The sequence below is a fragment of the Aureispira sp. CCB-E genome, assembly GCF_031326345.1.
GTDB lineage: Bacteria > Bacteroidota > Bacteroidia > Chitinophagales > Saprospiraceae > Aureispira.
Genome location: NZ_CP133671.1, coordinates 2,546,801 through 2,566,382 on the forward strand (window position 1 = coordinate 2,546,801; position 19,582 = coordinate 2,566,382).

The window sequence follows — 19,582 nt, forward strand, 5'->3', positions numbered from 1 at the left end:
ATTGAAGTTTGTAAATAGTGATTTCGCAACTACTAATTTACTAATTTTTCAATTTCTCCATTTTTTGTCCTGTACTTAGGTAAAACTACTCAAAAGAAAAATTTAATCTAGGCTTAATTCGTTGTCGGTTGTTCTGGCGGGATACCACAAGGCAAGGCAATGCTAGCCAATCGACCAATGAATGCCAAATCATCCCTTAGTTGTTTTCTTCTAAGCTCTTCGGCATAAAAAGCAGCTTGATATTCTAAGTCTACACGAATCTTGTTAAACTTCGTATGGTTTGATTCCATTTTTTGTAACGTTTGGTTCAAGGTTTGTGCCGTTATCGGTTGAGGATTTAGGCGTACTCGAATGGTGGGGGTGACTTTAAAATTAGTTTGGTCGTAAAAAGCCTCTTTTCCCTGATAGGCAACAACGACAGCCTGTGCGGTTTGCATTTTTTTATAGAGCAGAAAAGGGTCACCACGATAGCCCTCTTTAAATAATTCTTTATCAGTACTTTTGAAGGCAAAAATACTACTGATATTGGGATCGACACTATAAACGTGTACTCGATCGTATTGTTTGCCATTGGTAACACGAATTTCTAAATCAAACTTATCCAAAGGCTTTAGAGTTTCGGCTACAGTGATCCAACCCATTTTATCTAGCTTGAAACCAAATTTATTCAAACGGTAAGTTGCTCGTTTTTGTAAAACTTTTTGATAGTCTGTTCGTATTTTTTTTGCAGCCTTAGCTTTCTTTTCAAGCTCTTTATCCAATGCTTTTTTGAGTTCAACTAATTGTGTTCTTGTTTTTTTGAGCTGTTGGCTATAATAATTACCTAAATTCTTAACAGAAGGAGGCAAGTCTTTTATATTGCCCAAGTTTTCTCTAGCAAAGGCTTTGAATTGCATCCGATAATCAGAATTGCTGCCTAGTAATTGAGCAACTTTTTCGTCACAACGTGCCATATCCCAATCTAGGTGGTTGATATAAATATCCAAGGCAGCTTGTTCTCTAGCCAAATGGAGGTAGTGCAGGCGTTGTTCAAAAGCTTTGGTGGCAATTAAGGTATTAGCAAACTGTCTTTTTTTGATCACTTTGATGGCACTAGGGTCTATACCTGTGCAGCTTGTGGTGGAATCTATACCATGGTCAGCATGACTGCCTTCATCTTGAAAAAAATTAAAACTTGTGTTGGGCAAGGCTGGTTTTTTCTGTGAATTTCTATCATGAGGATACATGGCACCAAAACTATAATACAAGCTATCTAAAAGTGCTGTAGTCGCTACTTTATAATTTCGAAAAGGCAAATGTTTTTGTGCGGTATTGGCAAAGTTTGGGGGTAAAAAATCAAGTTCTTCCAGATCAACAGGAATTAAATATTGTTTGGGTGGGGTAGGCTTTAGCCATTGCATTTCTCCTTGAGGATTGCGAATTCCTTCAAAAATAAGCGGGTTTTTTAGTTCTGTTTGTCGATTAGTTGCGATATAAACGGGATTACTTTGATTAAATGCGAGTTGTTCACCATCGGCAGTAGCATTGATAAAAAGTGTTGCCCCATTTTTTAAGACAGCATCTTTGTACTGACCACTAATGTTTGACTGAATTTGCTCTTCTAAATTAGCAATATCTGTTACCTCTATGGTAATTTCTTTTTCTACGATACGTCCATTTTTGTCTCGAAATGCTCCCTTGGGAATAGACAAGATGGTGCCGTTGGTAGTTTCTACAACATGATCCTCCAAGCCACTTAGCTTAAAAAATTCACTTTTTTTGAATGTTTCTATAAAAGGGTCGCCAGGGTGGTATTTTATTTTTTCTGTGAAGGCATTTATATCAATGGCAACCTTAGAATCGGTATTGGAGTCATCAGAGTTACAAGCTATAAATGCAATCGTCAGTAGACAGAATATTAAATATGGTTTCATGAGTATGGATTTTATTATGATTAAGATGAGTGTCGTTCTCTAAAATGTTACTAATAAAGATGTATTTATGATCGTTTTTGGTGCTTTGGGGAATAAAAACTACATCATTTGCAGTTGCACCAACCGTTGATAAATGCCTTTGGCTGCCAACAATTCCTGATGAGTGCCCTGTTCAACAATTTTTCCTTCTTGCAACACTACAATTTTGTCTACATGTTGGATGGTCGAAAGGCGATGTGCAATGACAATCGAAGTTCGATTTTGCATCACTCGAAGCAATGCTTCTTGAACCAATCGTTCGGAAGCAGAATCTAGGGCAGATGTTGCTTCGTCTAAAATGAGGATTGGTGGATTTCTGAGAATGGCCCTTGCAATCGTAATGCGCTGTCGTTGTCCTCCACTTAGTTTATTGCCTCGATCTCCAATAGAGGTTTGATACCCTTGTTCCATTTGAACAATAAATTCGTGGGCATTGGCAATTTTGGCAGCCGCTTCAACTTCTTCTTTTCGAACATTTTCTAAGCCAAATACAATATTATTATAAATGGTATCATTAAAAAGAATTGCTTCTTGAGAAACCATACTCATCAATCCTCGAAGCGCTTTGAGTTGGTAGTTTTTGATATTAATACCATCCAACAAAATTTCACCTTCTGTTAAATCATAAAAACGAGGAATTAAGTCAATTAAGGTTGATTTTCCAGCGCCAGAAGCTCCAACTAAGGCAATCGAGCTGCCTTTGGGAATAGTTAAGTTAATATCGTGTAGGATTGTTCGCTCTTGGTTGTACTGAAAATGGACATTTTTAAAGCTGATTTCTTTGGAGAAATTTTGTATGTTTTGAGCATTGGGCAAATCATCAATACCAATAGGCGCGTTCAAAATGTCGTTGATACGCTCAATTGCTGCGCTTCCTTTTTGAATGGCATAATAGGCACTAGAAAATGATTTTGCAGGATCAATAATATTGTAAAACATACTAATGAACACCACAAATGTAGAGGCTTCAAAGGTACCTTGAAAAACTAGAGAACCGCCAAACATTAAAAGTACGACAACAACCGAAACGCCTAAAAATTCAGTTAGGGGAGAGGATAAATCTTTGCGGCGCATAATGCGTACCATCGTTTGTTCATAATGATGATTTTCTGTTTCAAAGTTATTTTCTTGATACCTTTCTGCGTTAAAAGCGCGCACAATTCTAAGTCCTCCTAGTGCCTCGTCCAAAATAGAAAGTAAACGACCTTGAGATTCTTGGGCAGCAGTAGATTTTCGTTTTAATGTCCGAGCAATCCCTCCTATAATCAAACCCACAAATAAGATTAAAATAAATGAAAATCCAGTTAATAAGGGGCTAATATAAAGCATGACAAGCAAAGAGCCTATAATCATGATGGGAGAACGAACAACTGTTTCTACAGATTGCAAGACAGACCATTGAATTTCCTGCACATCAATGGTTATCCTTGACATTAAGTCCCCTTTGCGTTCTTCTGAAAAATAGGAAAGTGGCAAGTACAAGAGTTTTTCAAAAACCGCTTTTCGAATTCTTTTTTCAATGCCATATCGAACCGGTGTCATGACGTACAGTGCCAAGTATCGAAATAAATTTTTGAACAAAAAAGTACCCACTACAATAGCAGAAACTAAAATCAATCCCGCTTCTTTGCCGTTTTCAATGATGTACTGATTCAAACTAGTATTAAAATACTGTTTCCAGCCAGCAATAAAACCTTGTTCCGTTACAGCACTATGTGTTATGGCTTCTGTTGCAAATAAAATGTCTAAAAATGGCTTTAGAACCAAAAAAGAAGCAATGGTAAATAAGGCGGCAAGAATATTAAAGAGCACATTTAGAGCCGCATAAGATTTATAAAATTGTAGATAGTGTAATGTCTTGAGAAAATGCTGCATTCATTTTGGTTTATTAGAAAAGTAATACGCTATAATTTGTGGTGCTATTCTATCGAAATAGAATATTTGAGAATGTACTAAGCCAAAGAACGTTATTTTTTGGTTGGTTAGAGAGAATACGGTCTGGATTTTTTGATTCGGTACTTATTTCGGTACTTTTTTGAAAGCCCAATCAACTTAGTGGATTTGTTGTTCATTACTCCGTTGAAAAATCGTATTAGTTTGATTATCAGTAAGATGTACTTTTGCTAACCTTTGCACTAAAAGACTGATAATCAAACTAATGCAAGATGCTTTTTTACGTTTTTCGTAGGAAAACTAAAAAATCAACGGAGTATTAGTTGTTGTAAGATGAGGAATTAATTGATTTGATTTTAATATTTTAGTTATCAGTGTTTTATGTGTTGGTCTTGTTCTCTTTAAATGATTATAAGTATACTGTTCAAAAAAAATAAAAAAAAAGTAGACGAAAAAGCAACTTTATGAAAACAATTATCGTTTATGGGCATATTCTGATCGTGTTCAGTGTAATTTTATTAAATTAATTTAATTATCCTATGCGTTGAGTTTTATGTAAAAGTTGTTGGTAATTCATTAATAAAAATAACTTTTAGAAACAGTTCTCCCCTCAACGCTTTTATCCTTTTTCTTTTTAATTTTAAACTTAAAATCTAAGTACTATGAAATACTTGGTAATGGTCGCTGCTACGCTTATGTTAAGTGTAGGGCAAGGGAATGGACAGATGGCTACTTCTATTGATGTGGTAGATGTTCCTAAAAAAGTGCTGGCTACTTTTAACAAAAATGGCAAGGTTGAGCAAGTCGATTGGACATTGGAAAAAGAGCAATATATTGCCAGTTTCTACGATGAAACGAAATTGGTTTTTCTGCAACTTTATTATAATGAAGAAGGCAAATGGTTGAAAACTCAAAAAGAGTTGGAAGAAGATAAGTTGCCAACGCCTATTGCGACTAGTTTGAGCGAAATTTATGGAGAAAATTATGCCATTCTGTTGATTACAGAAGCTTCATATCCAGACAAAGTAGAGTATCAAGTTGAGATTGAGTATTCAGAAGAAATGCTACAATTGTTGTTTGATAAGAATGGCAAATTGCTATCAAAAGTAGCGCTTGAAGAAGAAATTGAAATATTTGAAGATGAGGATTGATGTTATTACTGCTATGTAAATATTAGAACAATATAGAGTAACTGATCGTGTAATGAACTTATTTCGGAATAAAGCAATTTTGTTTTATTCCGATTTTTTATTTTTTTTAATCCGAATTTTAGAATGAAATACTATCCAATTTGCACCTTTAAAGAATTTTATGTAGATGTCTCAGTAGCAAAGAGGGAGCTAACGGAATGGTGGAACTGGAAATTATGGAATCCTTTGTGCCTTGTTGAGACCAACCCTAAAGATGATTCGTTGAAACTTCGGTTTAGTACAGAATTATTCAAAGATATACGTACTGTATGGACCTTGTCTATAAACAGTCTGTCAGAAGATGTTGTTATAACAAGTAGACCTTTAGGGAATGGAGATTTAAATTTGACGTGGAACATAACAATTAAAGGAAAAAATAAGGAACAATTATTAATTAGTACTATTTTGCTAGAGGGTAATTTAGCAGGGCTTTACTACGAGCGTTATGCCGTTTGTTGGACGAAGCTGTTAAAAAATATGAATCGCGATTTTATTCATTATTTGAATCGAAAATATTTAAGCACAACCTTTATGGTAGAGAATGGATGTACGGAGTATTATCCTATTGTGTGAGATTAATATTTCATAGAATTTAATGCTTAAGGTGGTTGTCGATGAACTATATTCCTACTGCGTAGTATTGATTTTGTACATTTTGTTTCATGAGCGTTACGCCATTGATTATTTGAATCTTCTGGAAGGAAATTCGCCAAGTATTAATAACAAAAGCTAGATGAAAAAAACATTTATACAAGCCTTAGCCATTGTAACGATTATGATTTTTAAGCGTTACAAAATCCATCTGTTAAACAACAATCAGATAGAATGGGTAAAAGAAATAGATGTTGCTTTTGTGGATGTTTTGTTAAATTATGTTTATTTTCTTTTGATACTTAGTTTTGCCAAAGGAGCTATTTTCTTTTGGTATCGAAAAAGCAAGAAAATCCCTCAAGAAAGATCTGACAATATCATTTTGGGGGTGAACAATATTCATGCTTTGGTTGTCGGAGTGGTAACTGTCCTAACAGGGCTTGCCTTGATGGGAATTGATGTGAAAGCTTTTTTTGCTTCGTTGAGTATCATAGCAGCCGCTATTGCTATTATTTCGAAGGACTATATTTCCAATGTCATAGGAGGAATGCTGATTGCCTTTTCGAATGATGTGAATCTTGGAGATTATATCAAGGTAGGGGGCAACAAAGGGAAGGTAATAGATATGTCGATTACCATGTTTAGTTTGTTGACGGACGATGATGATGTGGTTATTATTCCGAATAATATGGTATATGCTTTGGATGTTATTAATTATACCAAAAGAGCTATAAAAAAGACCAGTATAGAGTTTGAAATAAGTTTAGACGCAATTGCTACAGTGAGTCAGTTAGAAGCAGATTTAATTGCTACTTTAAACGAATTTGACCCTATTATTCAAAGTGATTCTTACAACCTAAAAGCAGTGGGAATTAAAAAAGACTATGTAGAATTTAAGTTTCAATATATTTTAGATATACCCGACCGAGAGAAAGAAAAAGATATTCGAAAGAAAGTAATTCGGAGAGTAGTACAAATTATCAAAAAAGTTGATTCTTCTCTGTAAAGAGACATTGACAGACATATATATTTAGCGAACACACAATTCCATTTTTGGAAAAAAAACAATCATGAACAGAAAAATCCAAGTTATTCAACCAGGCACTTTTGAAGGAGAAAATCATTGGTATCCAAAGGCTTTAAATGCGACCATTCATCCAATGGTTAGCTTTTTTTTGAACCTAGATACTAAGCGAATTATCAATCGTTATTGCCATTTGCATCCCAAAGTGAATCGAGAAAAGCTATCAGAAATTTTAACATACAAATGCAAGCATTTTTTGTGGTGTGGGGCAGATTTAATTAATGCTACTTCTGCGAATGGTTTTAAAAGAATGGTTGTGATTGAAAATAATTCAAGTCCATCAGGGCAAAAATCAATGCCATTGTTGGATGATAACAAGGAAGATGGTTCGTACCGTTTGTTGGTAGAGCGAACATTTAAGCCTTATATTAGAAATAAAAAAGGGAAAGCAAAGGTAGAGGGGAAACTAGCTGTCCTATATGATAAAAACTTCATGGAGGTATCTGGTTATGGACATGTTATCTCTGATGTAATGGGAGAAGAGTGCTTTTTGGTACCTTACTTCTATGGAGAAGACAACAAGCATATAAAAGTAGAGGATGATCAAATGCATTTTCAAACAGAAGATGGTACTTGGCATCCATTAAGAGCTGTTTTTCGCTATGTAACTCAACGTCCTTGGACGAGGTTTCCGTTACATTCTAAAACTAAGATTTTAAATCCAATTGCTGCTTGTTTGGCGGGAGGTCGTAACAAAATGGTTGCTGCCAAAGCTTATGATTTGTACAATGCACAATTAGAGCCTTATGGTTTGCAAATTAATATTCCAGAAACAATATGGGATGTGAACAAAGCTGAAATTCCATTATGGGTAACCAAAATGGGAGGGCATGCGGTTATTAAAATTCCTTATAGCAACGCTGGGCAAGGTGTCTTCACGATTACGAGTGAAGAGGAGTTGGATGCTTTTATGGAAATGGAGTTTGATTATGAACGTTTTATTGTTCAAAGTCTAATAGGGAATTATAATTGGAGTTCGACAGGTAATAAAGGAAAGTTTTATCATGTAGGGACAATTCCCAATCAAAAAGGCGAAACTTTTGTCACGGATATTCGAATGATGGCAAGCAGTACTGTAGATGGTATTCGCCCTTTGTGTGTTTACTCTCGAAGAGCAGCAAAACCGTTGGTAGATCACCTCAAAGAAGGTGCTGAATCTTGGGATATGCTAGGTACCAATTTATCTGTAAAAGAAGGAACTAATGTTTGGTCAAGTGATACCAATCGCTTGATGTTAATGGATCGTCGAGACTTTAATAAATTAGGAATAGGTTTAGATGATTTGATAGAATGTTATATTCAGACGGTACTATCTATGGTGGCTATTGATAAAATGTGTATTAAGCTATATAATAGCAAAGGTAAATTTAGAATGCGTTTGTTCAAATCTTTAAATGACGATGCCACTTTGTTGAATGAAATATTAGAAGGAAATGAAAAAGTATAATTTTTTGGTGTTAACAGAACATACAAAGCACAGCGATCAAAATTCTTTGTATGCATTGGTAGCTGAACTTGCTAGACATGAACAATCAGGGCAAGTATATGTTGCCAGTCGAGGCAATGCTAAAAATAAGTGTTTTTTTGAAGACAGAACATCGTCTGAAGTAGAAGCTACTCTGGCGACTTCTTCTTTTGCTTTTCAAAGCGATGGAGCTCAGTTCTTAGAAGACACTACGACAATAGACATTCAATCGGTCGATGTTGTTTTTATGCGCTTGCCAAGACCTGCTACGGATGAGTTTTTGGAGCATTTGGTAAGCATAGCACCAAAGCAAGTATTTGTCAATAACCCCAAAGGTATTGTCAAAACAAGTACCAAGGAGTTTTTATTGAACTTCCCATCGGTATGCCCGCCAATGAAGTTTTGCCGATCTGTCATAGATGTGCTCAACTTTGCTTCCAAATATCCTATTGTGCTGAAGCCATTGCGAGAATATGGAGGAAAAGGGGTGGTAAAAGTGCAAGACCATTATGTTTTTGCAGGAGATGGTCGTCCTCAACCTATCAAAGAGTATTTGATGGAAATCAAACAAGAATTGGAAACCAATGGATATTTGGCAATGAAATTCTTGAAGAATGTATCGGAAGGTGACAAGCGCATTTTGGTTGTAAATGGTGAGATTCTAGCGAGTTCTTTGCGCTTGCCTGCACCAGATTCTTGGTTGTGTAATGTTGCACAGGGAGGAACTTCGGTGCCTTCTACTGTTAGCCCAGAAGAAGTGGAAATTATTGAACAGATAACTCCTACGCTATTAAAAGAGGGAATTGTAATGTTTGGTGCAGATACCTTGGTGGGAGATGATGGAAAACGGATCTTGTCGGAAGTAAATACGTTGAGTATAGGCGGTTTCCCACAAGCAGCAGAGCAAACAGGGACTCCTGTCGTTAAAAAGGCAATTAATAATATAATAGCTTATGTCAATAGTCAACAACCTAGGGCTTAAGTTCGTTGCAAACACGCAGTAGCAGCGCAGCTAACTAAAAGCAAAGTGCTCATGAAGTAATCTACAGCGTATTAATTTTACTAAATTAAGAATTTATAGTTAATGGAAGAACCTAAGGTAATTCAGCAATTTAATTTGTCTGATACCCCCCCTAAATCTATTCGACACTATTGGGTCGATTTAATTACGGATGGCATGAACAATCCTATGCGTGTGCCGATTATGGTAGCAAGAGGTAGTCAAGATTTTCCGATCTTAGGACTCACAGCAGCCGTTCATGGCAATGAATTGAATGGCATTCCTGTGATTCAGCGTTTGTTTTCAGAAATAGAGGTAGAGGATTTAAAAGGAACAATAGTGGGAGTTCCTGTTGTTAATATTCCTTCATTTGTACGCAAAAAAAGGCGTTTTAATGATGGAGTCGATCTCAATCATATTATGCCAGGCAAAGCAGATGGAAACGTGAGTCAAGTATATGCTTACCGTTTCTTTCATAAGCTAGTCAAGCATTTCGATTATTTGTTGGATTTGCACACTGCTAGTTTAGGGCGAATCAACTCTTACTATGTTAGAGCAGATATGAAACATCCTGTTACTAGAAAATTAGCGATGCTTCAAGGAGCGCAGTTGATTGTGCATAATCCTCCTTCAGATGGTACATTGAGAGGGGCAGCAGATGAAATTGATATTCCTGCTATTACACTGGAAGTGGGGAATCCCAATACGTTTCAACGTAAGATGATTAAGTCTGGAATTATTGGAGTACACAATGTGTTGTCTTATTTAGAAATGACAGACGACGAAGCAATAATGCCTGAAATTCCAACTGTAGTATGTCAGCGATCTTATTGGATTTATACTGATATAGGGGGCTTGCTGCAAGTGCATGTAGATTTGATGGAAAGAGTAGAGGAGGGAACATTGATTGCTTCGATGCGAGATGTGTTTGGCAATTTGGTAAAAGAGTATTTTGCGCCAGAAGATGGTGTTGTAATCGGAAAAAGTGTTAGTCCTGTGAATCAAACTGGAGGACGTATTTTACACTTGGGCATCGTTAGGAAAAATACATAATCTCAAAAAGAAACAAATAACCCAGTTAAGTGTATCAATAAACTTAACTGGGTTGATAAATTTTATACCTGTATTCTAAAAAAAAGTTTTGATTGCTGAATTAAAATGACGAATTTCGCTCTGCCAAATTCAAATGTTTGAATAGGGTGGAAAAATGGATTATTGGATATAGCTATTCTTGCCTTAAGCAAGAAAAGAATGCTCTAAATAGATAAATGAAGAACACGTATACAGACTTAATAGAACAAAGCTATTATTTTCCTCAAGAGGGCTTTGATTTGAACAATGAATATTTGACTTTTCATGGGGTGTCTCTCAAATATTTGATTGAAAAATACGGCACACCCTTTAAATTTATATACCTGCCCAAAATCGGGGACCAGATAAAAAAAGCTCGAAATCTATTTAAACGAGCCATTAAAAAGAACAAATACCAAGGGAATTACCACTTTTGTTACTGTACTAAGTGTAATCACTTTTATCACGTTGTTAGTGAGGCTTTAAAGCATAAGGTCAATTTGGAAACTTCTTCTTCTTTTGATATTGATTTAATTCTGAAATTATACAAAGAGAAAAAACTCAACAAAAAGTGCATCATTCTTCACAATGGTTATAAAACAGATGAATATCTACGAAAAATCCTAGAGCTAAATGAAATGGGATTCGAAAACTCTGTTATCATTTTGGATAGTACCGATGAGCTGACACGAATCGAAGCGATTAGTAAGGAGAATACCAAAAAAATTAAGATTGGCGTTCGAATGGCAATCAATGAGGAAGCTCAATCGGCTTATTATACGTCTCGATTAGGTATTCCACAAAAAGAGATGTTGGACTTTTTTCACAATCGAATCAAAGATAATGACAAATTTGAGTTAAAAATGTTGCACTTTTTTGTCGATTCGGGAATCAAAGATACTTTGTATTATTGGGGAGAATTTCAACGTGCCTTGAGTCTGTACATTGAGATGAAAAAAGATGCGCCCAAATTGTCTTCTTTTAATTTAGGTGGTGGCTTCCCAATTCGAAATCACTTAGGGTTTGAGTATGATTACGAATATATGATCAATGAAATAGTGAGCAATATCAAAGAAGCTTGCGCCCAAGAAGGGATAGAAGAACCTAATATTTTTACAGAGTTTGGAAAGTATACGGTAGGAGAGTCAGGAGCGATTATTTTTGAGGTTTTAGAACAAAAACAGCAGAACGATACAGAAGCTTGGTATATTATTAATAATAGCTTGATGAATACGATTCCTGATGCTTGGTCTATTCACGAAAAATTTATTCTGCTGCCAATCAACAAATGGTCAAACAACTATCAGCGAGTCAATATAGGAGGTATTAGTTGCGATCACTCAGATTACTACAATTCCGAAGATTTTAATCAAGAAATCCTTTTGCCCAAATATCCCAAAGATGATAGGGAGCCATTGTATTTAGGCTTTTTTCATACGGGAGCTTATCAAGATGCGATTAGTGGATACGGAGGCATCAAACATTGCTTAATTCCTTCGCCCAAACAAGTAATTATTGATCGGGATGAGAAAGGAAACTTCATAGATTATGTTTATCGAGAGGAGCAATCTGTTCAAGAAATGTTTAAGATTTTGGGCTATTGAGTGTAGCACAAGACTAGTGTTAATTGAGATTCGTATGGCTTATTCTGTCGTGTTTGGTAATGGTAAAATTTACTAGAATAAGTTAATTGTTTAATGCATTGGTAGTGAGAAATATAGTTAAAATAAAACAGTTTATGAAATATTTAATTTGTTAAGAATAGAAGATTTTTTTCATAAAATCACCCAATTGGCTTGGAAGTGTAAAATATTTTATATCTTGAGCCTATCATGGGTTTTAGGGTTTAGTTTTCTGGTCAAGTTGCTCCTGCAACTTGGCCTTTTTTTTTTAATTTAAATAAAAAGGAGACCAGTGAAAATACTACTAACAAAAATAGGGATTTATTGGCTATTGTTACTGGGCTTAGTCCCGATTGTAACAGCCCAAGAAAAAGCCACACCTCCTAAAATCCCTTATGCACCTTATGGAGGCGTATTTACCCCCAAAGGAACCTTGCGAGTACTGCTAGTTTTTGTTACTTATAAAGATAATAATACCGCAAATCCTGCCTTTGAAAATCAAAAAAATCCACTACCTCGTTGGAATTATAGCGAAAATAATAAACTACCCGATTTTGTTAATCCGAAAACAGGAGCTTGCCCCAATTACATTTTTAATTCTGCTTCCGATTTTGAACAAGAAATGGATTTGGTGGCAAATAATTTTTCAAAGGAATTTGCCTTAATGTCTAATGGAAAATTCAAAATGATAGGGGAGGTATTTACAAATGCAGAAGGAAAACCCACAGTGGTAGAAATTGATCCAGCTGGAGGTTATTCGTGGACGCACCTTAATGGACGTGCTGTAGAGGCAATGCAAAAGATAAATCCTAAAATGGATTATTCCCGTTTTGATCAGCGTAGAAACTTGCCTAATTTTAAATTTGATAATTCGGATACCACACAATATAAACCAGATAAAATTATAGATTTTGTCGTATTTGTTCATCGCTACAATAAAGGTTGGAATCAAGAACCCAAGCCAGGAATGCGAGGATGGGTTGGTTCAGGAGGTGGTTTTGCATCTACAGGTGTCTTGCCCCAAAATACAGTGAATGGCTATCGGATAGCAGAAGGATTCACGATGACGTATAATTCTGGAGTTTTTATACACGAAGTTGCTCATGTTTTGTTTAATGCACCTCATATAATGGGAGTTAATAATGTTGTTGGGAATTATTTTTATCTGCTGAGTGCTGGTTGGGGGGTTATGGCGCCGAATAGTATCTTTTCTGGGTTTAATGCTTGGGAACGTTGGTATGTTGGATTTATTGATTTGGTAGCAGACATACAGAAGACAAAAGATGTGGAAGAACAGCCTATTTTTGTCTTGAGAGATTTTTTTACAACAGGTGATGCTATGCGAATCAAAATACCTTTTTCGGGTGGGCAATATCTTTGGCTAGAGAACCATGCTAAGTTGCACGAATTGGATGAACATCCATGGAGTGGCAAAGTATTGGGCAAAGGCGACACGGTTGCTCGTTCTGCAGCAGGAATTTATGCTTATGTAGAAGGGATTGAAAGCAGCCGAAATACGATCTTTTCGGCTTTGTCGGATCGAGCCAATGGAATTAAAGTACTGCATGCTGGAGGAAATTACGACTACTACATGTACGAAGATATACCAGACCAAAGAAATAATTGGGGAAATGTGATGAAAAGCTTTCGGAGATTGGAAGAAAATCCTATATCTGGAACAAACAATTTGTATCGTTATCCTTATGATAACAACAAAGATGGCGTTATTAAGATTGATCCCAATTACAACTCTAGTAAAACAGAATGGTATGCCCCTATTTTTAGAGAGGAAATTAGTCCTGACTCTTTTGTTAATTTGTATGGTTGTTTTGGAGTGTACGATGCCAAGAAGTCGGAAGGTTATATAGGTCCTGTTGCCTTTAAAGATGGGGACTATCTGGATTTGAATTCTAATCCAATGCCTTTGAATTATCCTCGTTATGACCTTAAAAAGAACAAATTAGCCCCTTACATTTTGAATGGTTTAGCGTTAAAGTTTTCTGCAATAGAAAATAGTTCTGATATGCAGGTAGAGGTACGATTTGAAGAAGTTAAGTTATGCCAGAATAAGCGTTGGACTGGAAATATAGAATTGCCTGATATAACCAAAGATGAACGCCCAGACTTGGAACTCGCCAATTGTGTGCAGTTGGTGTTGAATAAAAGTGGTACTGTCAACACACATGTTCAAACAACAGCAGGTGACTTTATTCATCCGACGGTTTTTACAGTAAAAAAAGGAGCCACATTGTATTTGAATAAACGCTCAAAACTAATTCTCGAAGATGCAACTACGTTGATTGTAGAGGAGGGAGGAAAGGTCGTTTTAGGTCAGCAGGCTCAAATTGTAGTTAAACCAAATGCAAAACTAATTATAGATGAGGATATGCTTCAAATGGGGAAGCATGCAAAAGTCATTAGACAAGGGCAAAAATAGGTTTTCGAGCCTTTGTTTAGATTTATTCTAAATAGAGATAGGTGTTAACAAAACGCTAAAATAGATACAGGAAAACGAAACGAAATTTTATATTTGCAGCACGTCTGATATCTATTGTCAGAATTTAATCATTTATTTACATTATATTAATTTATATACAAGCTATATGACACTCTCAACAGGTCTTATCTTTGGTATAATTTTCATTTTGATGTTTATTGTTGTAATGGCAACAGTATCAGAAGGTTTGGTGAAAATCGCAGCAAAACATCACGGTGAAAATCCAGAGAACTACGGCGTCTTACCAAATGACTTGCCAAGTATGCTTAAACGAGGTGAAGGTTCCCCTGATTATGTTTCTCACAACGATCATTTTATTGATTTAAAAAAGGGTTTTGATATTAACCTTTTAGGAGAAGCATCATTGGAGCATGGAATTGAATCCGTACACTCCTCAACTTATGCGCTAAAACCAAAGGATTTTATGGGCATGATGCCAATTCCTAAAGTGGTTGTAGAAGAAGGAGGCGCTCTAAAAGCTGGAGACGTTCTTTTTTATGATAAAAAACGCCCAGAAATTAAATATGCAGCACCTGTTAGTGGAGAAATGCTAAAAATCCAAAGAGGAGAAAAGCGTTCGATTAATGAGGTGGTTATTTTGGCAGATAAAGAGATTGAATACCGTTCGTACAATCTTCCAGATTTGAATACTGTAAGCCGTGAAGAATTAGTGGCTTTCTTGTTAGATTCTGGAGCTTGGCCTTTTATTCGTCAGCGTCCATTTGATATTGTGGCAGAGCACGAAAAAACGCCTAAGTCTATCTTTGTAACAACATTTGACACGGCACCATTGGCACCAAGTTTCAACCTAACTGTTCAAGGGAAAGAAGCTGACTTCCAAAAAGGTTTGGATGTATTGGCAAAATTGACAGATGGAGCTTTGCACTTAGGATTGGACGGTAGAGGAAACCAAAACCCTTCAAAAGCATTTACTGATGCTACGGGTGTTGAAAAACACTGGTTCAATGGTCCTCACCCAGCAGGAAATGTAGGGGTACACATTCATCACATCGATCCACTAAATACAGGTGAAACAGTGTGGCACTTGGACGTACATGGAGTATTAGTGATTGGTACTTTATTTAATAAAGGTATTTTTGATACAGAACGTGTCATTGCGTTGACAGGATATGAAATGCCAAATCCTCGTTATATCAGAGCACACCAAGGACTTTGTATTGAAAAATTAGTTGCAGAGGTTAAATTTGAAGAACAAATAGCAACAACAGATAAAGAAGGAAAACCAGTAAGTGGAACTAGAAAAGCAGTTCGTTTAATTTCTGGAGATCCATTGACTGGAAAAGAAATTACTCCAAATGGTTATTTGGGCTTCTTTGACGACCAAATAATGACCATTGAAGAGGGAGATTACTACGAATTATTTGGTTGGTTGTTGCCAAGAACAGGACACCCAACACAGAATCGTACTTTCCCAGGTGCTTTTGTACCTAGCTCTGTCTACAAAGCGGATACTCAACAAAATGGAGAGCACAGAGCATTTGTGGTTTCTGGAGAATACGAAAGTGTTTTGCCAATGGATATCTACCTACAATATTTGCTAAGAGCTGTTCAAGCCAATGACTTTGAAAGAATGGAAGGTTTGGGAATCTTAGAATTGGGTGAAGAAGATGTGGCTTTGTGTGAGTATGTATGTACTTCTAAGCATCCTGTTCAAAAAACACTTCGTCAAGGATTGGATATGTTAAGAGAGCAGGGATAGTTACTTGCTGCTGAGATAAAAATAAAATTAATAATAGAAACGAATACTAATAATAAAGTAACCTTATGGGACTTTTTGATGTAGAATTTTGGAAAAAGATAGAGCCTAGCAAAGATAAAAAATTTGCTCACGGTCTTTACGACGGTGTATTTACGCTCTTTTTTAAGCCGAATGAGGTAAACCACACTGGTACTCATATTAAGGGTCCAATGGACCTGAAACGTTTGATGATACATGTTGTAATTGCATTACAAGCTTGTTATCTAATCGGGTCATACAATATTGGCCACCAACATTTTTTAGCACTAGGCGAACACACAGGTGTTTTGGATGCAGTCCATCTAAAATTAGTCATTGGTTTGATGTCTATTTTGCCTTTGTTTATTGTATCTAACTTAGTAGGTTTGGCTATTGAGTTTTACTTTGCGTCACAAAAAGGGCATCCGATAGAGGAGGGGTATTTGGTAACAGGTGCCTTGATTCCTTTGATTATGCCACCAGATGTTCCGTTGTGGATGTTGACACTGTCTATTATTTTTGCTGTATTGTTGGCAAAAGAGGCTTTTGGAGGAACAGGAATGAACGTGGTTAATATAGCCTTGATGGCACGTGCCTTTATTTTCTTTGCTTATCCTACTGAAATTTCTGGAGATGCTCCATGGGTATCTGCAATTGATTTTAATAATGGAGTAACAGACTATAGCTTCTTGCATACTATGTTTAATGGTTTGTTTGAGAGTTTGGGATGGAGTACTTTTATTAATGGACAACCTTTGTTAGAGTCTTTTACTGGTGCAACACCATTGGTATTGGCTAGAACAGGTGGATGGGAAGCCGTTACAGAAGTGTATTCTTCTACAGCAATGTTTGTTGGAGGAATTCCTGGTTGTGTTGGTGAAACTTCAAAATTAGCCATTATTCTAGGTATTGCTATCTTGTTGGTAACTCGTGTTGCTAGTTGGAGAATTATGTTCTCAATGGCATTGGGAGTTGCTGTAACAGGTATGTTGTTTAATGTATGGGGCTTCAATGCTTATATGGATGTACCTTGGTATAACCACTTCTTGATGGGAGGTTTGATGTTTGCTTTGGCATTTATGGCAACCGATCCTGTTACTGCTTGTGGAACCAATACAGGAAAATGGATTTACGGATTCTTGATTGGTTTCTTCGGAATGGTTATTCGTGTGATGAATCCTGCTTACGCAGAAGGATGGATGTTGGCAATCTTGTTGATGAACGTATTTGCGCCAACAATTGATTTCTATGTAGTAGATGCAAATATTAATAGACGTTTAAAAAGAGCTAAAGCTGAATAAAAATGGGAGAGAAAAAAGAAATGAATGTTTACGCGTATGTATTTATGATTACATCCGTAACCGCTTTAATCTTATCGCTTTTGTATACTAGTCTCAATCCAATTTTTGAAGCTAATAAAGCGGAAGCTAAAAAAGTAGCTATTTTGAGTTGTTTACCCGACTCTATGGATTTAGACAAACCAGAAGTTGTACAGGATGCTTACGGAAAAGTAAAAATGTATGCTGTAACAGAAAGTGGTAAAGTTTATACCAACGATGATTTAGAAAAAATCAATGACTTGGCTACCAATGGAGCCAAAAAATACGGTGCATTAGCAGAGCTAGACTTGGCTAATGAGGAAAAAAGAAAGGAAGAAAACCGTTTGTATCCAGTCTATGAGTACGATGGTGCAGAAGGAAAAACTTACGTTGTTGCCATTCGTGGAAATGGTCTTTGGGACAAAATCTGGGGATACATTGCCCTTAAATCTGATTTGAATACAATTGCTGGTGTTTACTTTGACCACAAAAATGAAACACCTGGTTTGGGTGCCGAAATTAAGGATAGCGATAAGTTCAAGGCTCAATTTATTGGGAAGAAAGTTTTTGAAGGAGAGAATGTAGCGTTGACGGTACTAAAGCGTCCTAAAAAAGGAGAGCATTATGTAACAGGTATTTCTGGTGCCACAATTACTAGTGATGGGGTTACTGAAATGTTCCGAAAAGGAATGAGTAAGTACGAAACGCACTTTGAGCAGTTGAAAAATAAAAAATAAATTGCGATTCGCAATCGAATAAAAAAAATTATAAACTATAAATAATTATAGCGCAATGGCTGATACTATAGTTGATTCAAAAAAACAAGGAGGATTACTTGGAAAGCAAGAAATGAAGCTTCTTAAAGATCCATTACACAGTAATAATCCAATTACCATCCAAGTTTTGGGAATTTGTTCTGCTTTGGCTGTAACAGGTTCTGTTTACAAATCTTTGGTTATGGCAGTAGCACTAATTTTTGTATGTGCTGCTTCTAGTTTAATTATTTCTTTGTTGAGAAATTCTATTCCTAGTTCTATTCGTATGATTGTACAATTACTTGTTATTGCAGGTTTGGTACAAATTGTAGAAATTGTATTAGGAGCATTTGCTTATACTGCGTACGTAGAACTTTCTGTATTTATTGGTCTTATTATCACCAACTGTATTGTAATGGGGCGTTTGGAAGCCTTTGCTATGGGAAACAACCCTTGGCAATCATTCTTAGATGGTGTTGGTAATGGACTAGGCTATGGTTGGATTTTGGTAGCTATGGCAGTAGTACGTGAGTTGTTTGGTAAAGGTACATTCATGGGATGGGAAATTCTATCACCAGATTGGTACGTTGCCAATAACTTGATGGTTTTACCTGCTTCTTCTTTATTTGTAATTGGTGTCTTTATCTGGATACAACGTGCATTAGATCCTGAATTAGTAGATAAATCTTAATTCATACCAATCAACTTAACATCTTGTAAAAATAATATTACTATAAATCTAACGATAAAATGGGCGAGACATTAAATATATTTATCAAAGCGGCCTTTATTGATAACATGATTTTGGCATATTTCTTAGGAATGTGTTCTTATCTGGCAGTATCCAAAACAGTTAAAACAGCTGTAGGTCTAGGATTAGCAGTTATCTTTGTATTGGGAATTACAATGCCTATCAACTGGGCAATCAATACCTATCTTTTGTCTGATGGTGCAATCATTGAAGGAATCAACCTGACTTTTTTGCGCTTAATTTTGTTTATTGCTGTAATTGCGTCTATGGTGCAATTGGTAGAGATGATCATTGAGAAGGTCTCTCCTGCATTATATAACTCACTAGGAATTTTCCTTCCTCTGATTACTGTAAACTGTGCCATTCTTGGAGGTTCTCTGTTTATGGTATCTAGAGAGTATGGATTTGCTGAATCAGTTTCTTTTGGTTTAGGATCTGGATTTGGTTGGTTCTTGGCGATTGTTGCAATTGCCTCTATTCGTGAAAAATTGCGTACTGCTGATGTTCCTCCTGCATTGAGAGGACTGGGTATTGCATTTATCATTACAGGACTAATGGGAATTGCCTTTATGAGCTTGGCTGGATTAAACCCTGGCGATTTTAATTAATTATGACTTCTTCTTTATAGAGAAGACTTAAGAGCTGATTAGTAAA

The 19,582-nt window shown here is 36.1% G+C and carries 15 protein-coding genes; 13 read left to right on the forward strand and 2 right to left on the reverse strand.

Going from position 1 to position 19,582, the window contains the following annotated elements:
• Nucleotides 1–113: 113 nt before the first annotated feature.
• Nucleotides 114–1,913 (reverse strand): hypothetical protein, encoded by a 1,800-nt coding sequence (locus tag QP953_RS09720; protein ID WP_309554832.1) that lies wholly within the window; start codon nucleotides 1,911–1,913, stop codon nucleotides 114–116.
• 99 nt (nucleotides 1,914–2,012) lie between these two features.
• Nucleotides 2,013–3,827, reverse strand: coding sequence for an ABC transporter ATP-binding protein (locus QP953_RS09725; RefSeq protein ID WP_052598527.1), 1,815 nt, complete (start codon nucleotides 3,825–3,827; stop codon nucleotides 2,013–2,015).
• 680 nt (nucleotides 3,828–4,507) lie between these two features.
• Between QP953_RS09725 and QP953_RS09730 the strand changes: the two genes are divergently transcribed.
• The 13 genes from QP953_RS09730 (at nucleotide 4,508) to nqrE (ending at nucleotide 19,536) form a co-directional block, all read left to right on the forward strand.
• Complete coding sequence (locus tag QP953_RS09730; protein WP_052598528.1) at nucleotides 4,508–4,996, forward strand: PepSY-like domain-containing protein; 489 nt, start codon at nucleotides 4,508–4,510, stop codon at nucleotides 4,994–4,996.
• A 123-nt stretch (nucleotides 4,997–5,119) separates the two neighbouring features.
• Nucleotides 5,120–5,608, forward strand: coding sequence for a hypothetical protein (locus QP953_RS09735; protein ID WP_309554834.1), 489 nt, complete (start codon nucleotides 5,120–5,122; stop codon nucleotides 5,606–5,608).
• Between the two features lie 160 nt (nucleotides 5,609–5,768).
• Complete coding sequence (locus QP953_RS09740; protein WP_052598530.1) at nucleotides 5,769–6,632, forward strand: mechanosensitive ion channel domain-containing protein; 864 nt, start codon at nucleotides 5,769–5,771, stop codon at nucleotides 6,630–6,632.
• 64 nt (nucleotides 6,633–6,696) lie between these two features.
• Nucleotides 6,697–8,157: a hypothetical protein gene (locus tag QP953_RS09745; RefSeq protein WP_052598531.1), complete on the forward strand. Its 1,461-nt coding sequence runs from the start codon at nucleotides 6,697–6,699 to the stop codon at nucleotides 8,155–8,157.
• Nucleotides 8,144–9,157, forward strand: coding sequence for a glutathione synthetase (locus QP953_RS09750; protein ID WP_309554835.1), 1,014 nt, complete (start codon nucleotides 8,144–8,146; stop codon nucleotides 9,155–9,157). The genes QP953_RS09745 and QP953_RS09750 overlap by 14 nt, the downstream gene beginning before the upstream one ends.
• Nucleotides 9,158–9,259: 102 nt before the next feature.
• On the forward strand, nucleotides 9,260–10,228 hold the full coding sequence (locus QP953_RS09755; protein ID WP_052598533.1) for a succinylglutamate desuccinylase/aspartoacylase family protein: 969 nt from the start codon (nucleotides 9,260–9,262) through the stop codon (nucleotides 10,226–10,228).
• A 215-nt stretch (nucleotides 10,229–10,443) separates the two neighbouring features.
• Nucleotides 10,444–11,850, forward strand: a complete 1,407-nt coding sequence (locus QP953_RS09760; RefSeq protein ID WP_309554836.1) for an arginine decarboxylase — start codon at nucleotides 10,444–10,446, stop codon at nucleotides 11,848–11,850.
• Nucleotides 11,851–12,160: 310 nt separating this feature from the next.
• Complete coding sequence (locus QP953_RS09765) at nucleotides 12,161–14,305, forward strand: hypothetical protein (protein ID WP_309554837.1); 2,145 nt, start codon at nucleotides 12,161–12,163, stop codon at nucleotides 14,303–14,305.
• Between the two features lie 166 nt (nucleotides 14,306–14,471).
• Nucleotides 14,472–16,085: a Na(+)-translocating NADH-quinone reductase subunit A gene (locus tag QP953_RS09770; RefSeq protein ID WP_309554838.1), complete on the forward strand. Its 1,614-nt coding sequence runs from the start codon at nucleotides 14,472–14,474 to the stop codon at nucleotides 16,083–16,085.
• 65 nt (nucleotides 16,086–16,150) lie between these two features.
• Nucleotides 16,151–17,404 (forward strand): NADH:ubiquinone reductase (Na(+)-transporting) subunit B, encoded by a 1,254-nt coding sequence (locus QP953_RS09775; protein ID WP_052598537.1) that lies wholly within the window; start codon nucleotides 16,151–16,153, stop codon nucleotides 17,402–17,404.
• A gap of 2 nt (nucleotides 17,405–17,406) precedes the next feature.
• Complete coding sequence (gene nqrC / locus QP953_RS09780) at nucleotides 17,407–18,159, forward strand: NADH:ubiquinone reductase (Na(+)-transporting) subunit C (protein WP_052598538.1); 753 nt, start codon at nucleotides 17,407–17,409, stop codon at nucleotides 18,157–18,159.
• 55 nt (nucleotides 18,160–18,214) lie between these two features.
• The gene (locus QP953_RS09785; RefSeq protein ID WP_052598539.1) at nucleotides 18,215–18,868 is read left to right on the forward strand and encodes an NADH:ubiquinone reductase (Na(+)-transporting) subunit D; all 654 of its coding nucleotides are present in this window, start codon (nucleotides 18,215–18,217) and stop codon (nucleotides 18,866–18,868) included.
• A gap of 59 nt (nucleotides 18,869–18,927) precedes the next feature.
• Complete coding sequence (nqrE, locus tag QP953_RS09790; protein ID WP_052598540.1) at nucleotides 18,928–19,536, forward strand: NADH:ubiquinone reductase (Na(+)-transporting) subunit E; 609 nt, start codon at nucleotides 18,928–18,930, stop codon at nucleotides 19,534–19,536.
• The last annotated feature ends 46 nt before the right edge of the window (nucleotides 19,537–19,582 follow it).

Excerpts from the sequence above, each read along its gene's own strand:
- QP953_RS09730 (WP_052598528.1), top strand. The coding sequence starts at position 4,508 with ATGAAATACTTGGTAATGGTCGCTGCTACGCTTATGTTAAGTGTAGGG.
- QP953_RS09750 (WP_309554835.1), top strand. The coding sequence starts at position 8,144 with ATGAAAAAGTATAATTTTTTGGTGTTAACAGAACATACAAAGCACAGC.
- QP953_RS09720 (WP_309554832.1), bottom strand. The coding sequence starts at position 1,913 with ATGAAACCATATTTAATATTCTGTCTACTGACGATTGCATTTATAGCT.
- QP953_RS09735 (WP_309554834.1), top strand. The coding sequence starts at position 5,120 with ATGAAATACTATCCAATTTGCACCTTTAAAGAATTTTATGTAGATGTC.
- QP953_RS09770 (WP_309554838.1), top strand. The coding sequence starts at position 14,472 with ATGACACTCTCAACAGGTCTTATCTTTGGTATAATTTTCATTTTGATG.
- nqrC (WP_052598538.1), top strand. The coding sequence starts at position 17,407 with ATGGGAGAGAAAAAAGAAATGAATGTTTACGCGTATGTATTTATGATT.
- QP953_RS09760 (WP_309554836.1), top strand. The coding sequence starts at position 10,444 with ATGAAGAACACGTATACAGACTTAATAGAACAAAGCTATTATTTTCCT.
- QP953_RS09785 (WP_052598539.1), top strand. The coding sequence starts at position 18,215 with ATGGCTGATACTATAGTTGATTCAAAAAAACAAGGAGGATTACTTGGA.
- nqrE (WP_052598540.1), top strand. The coding sequence starts at position 18,928 with ATGGGCGAGACATTAAATATATTTATCAAAGCGGCCTTTATTGATAAC.
- QP953_RS09725 (WP_052598527.1), bottom strand. The coding sequence starts at position 3,827 with ATGCAGCATTTTCTCAAGACATTACACTATCTACAATTTTATAAATCT.
- QP953_RS09755 (WP_052598533.1), top strand. The coding sequence starts at position 9,260 with ATGGAAGAACCTAAGGTAATTCAGCAATTTAATTTGTCTGATACCCCC.
- QP953_RS09740 (WP_052598530.1), top strand. The coding sequence starts at position 5,769 with ATGAAAAAAACATTTATACAAGCCTTAGCCATTGTAACGATTATGATT.
- QP953_RS09745 (WP_052598531.1), top strand. The coding sequence starts at position 6,697 with ATGAACAGAAAAATCCAAGTTATTCAACCAGGCACTTTTGAAGGAGAA.
- QP953_RS09775 (WP_052598537.1), top strand. The coding sequence starts at position 16,151 with ATGGGACTTTTTGATGTAGAATTTTGGAAAAAGATAGAGCCTAGCAAA.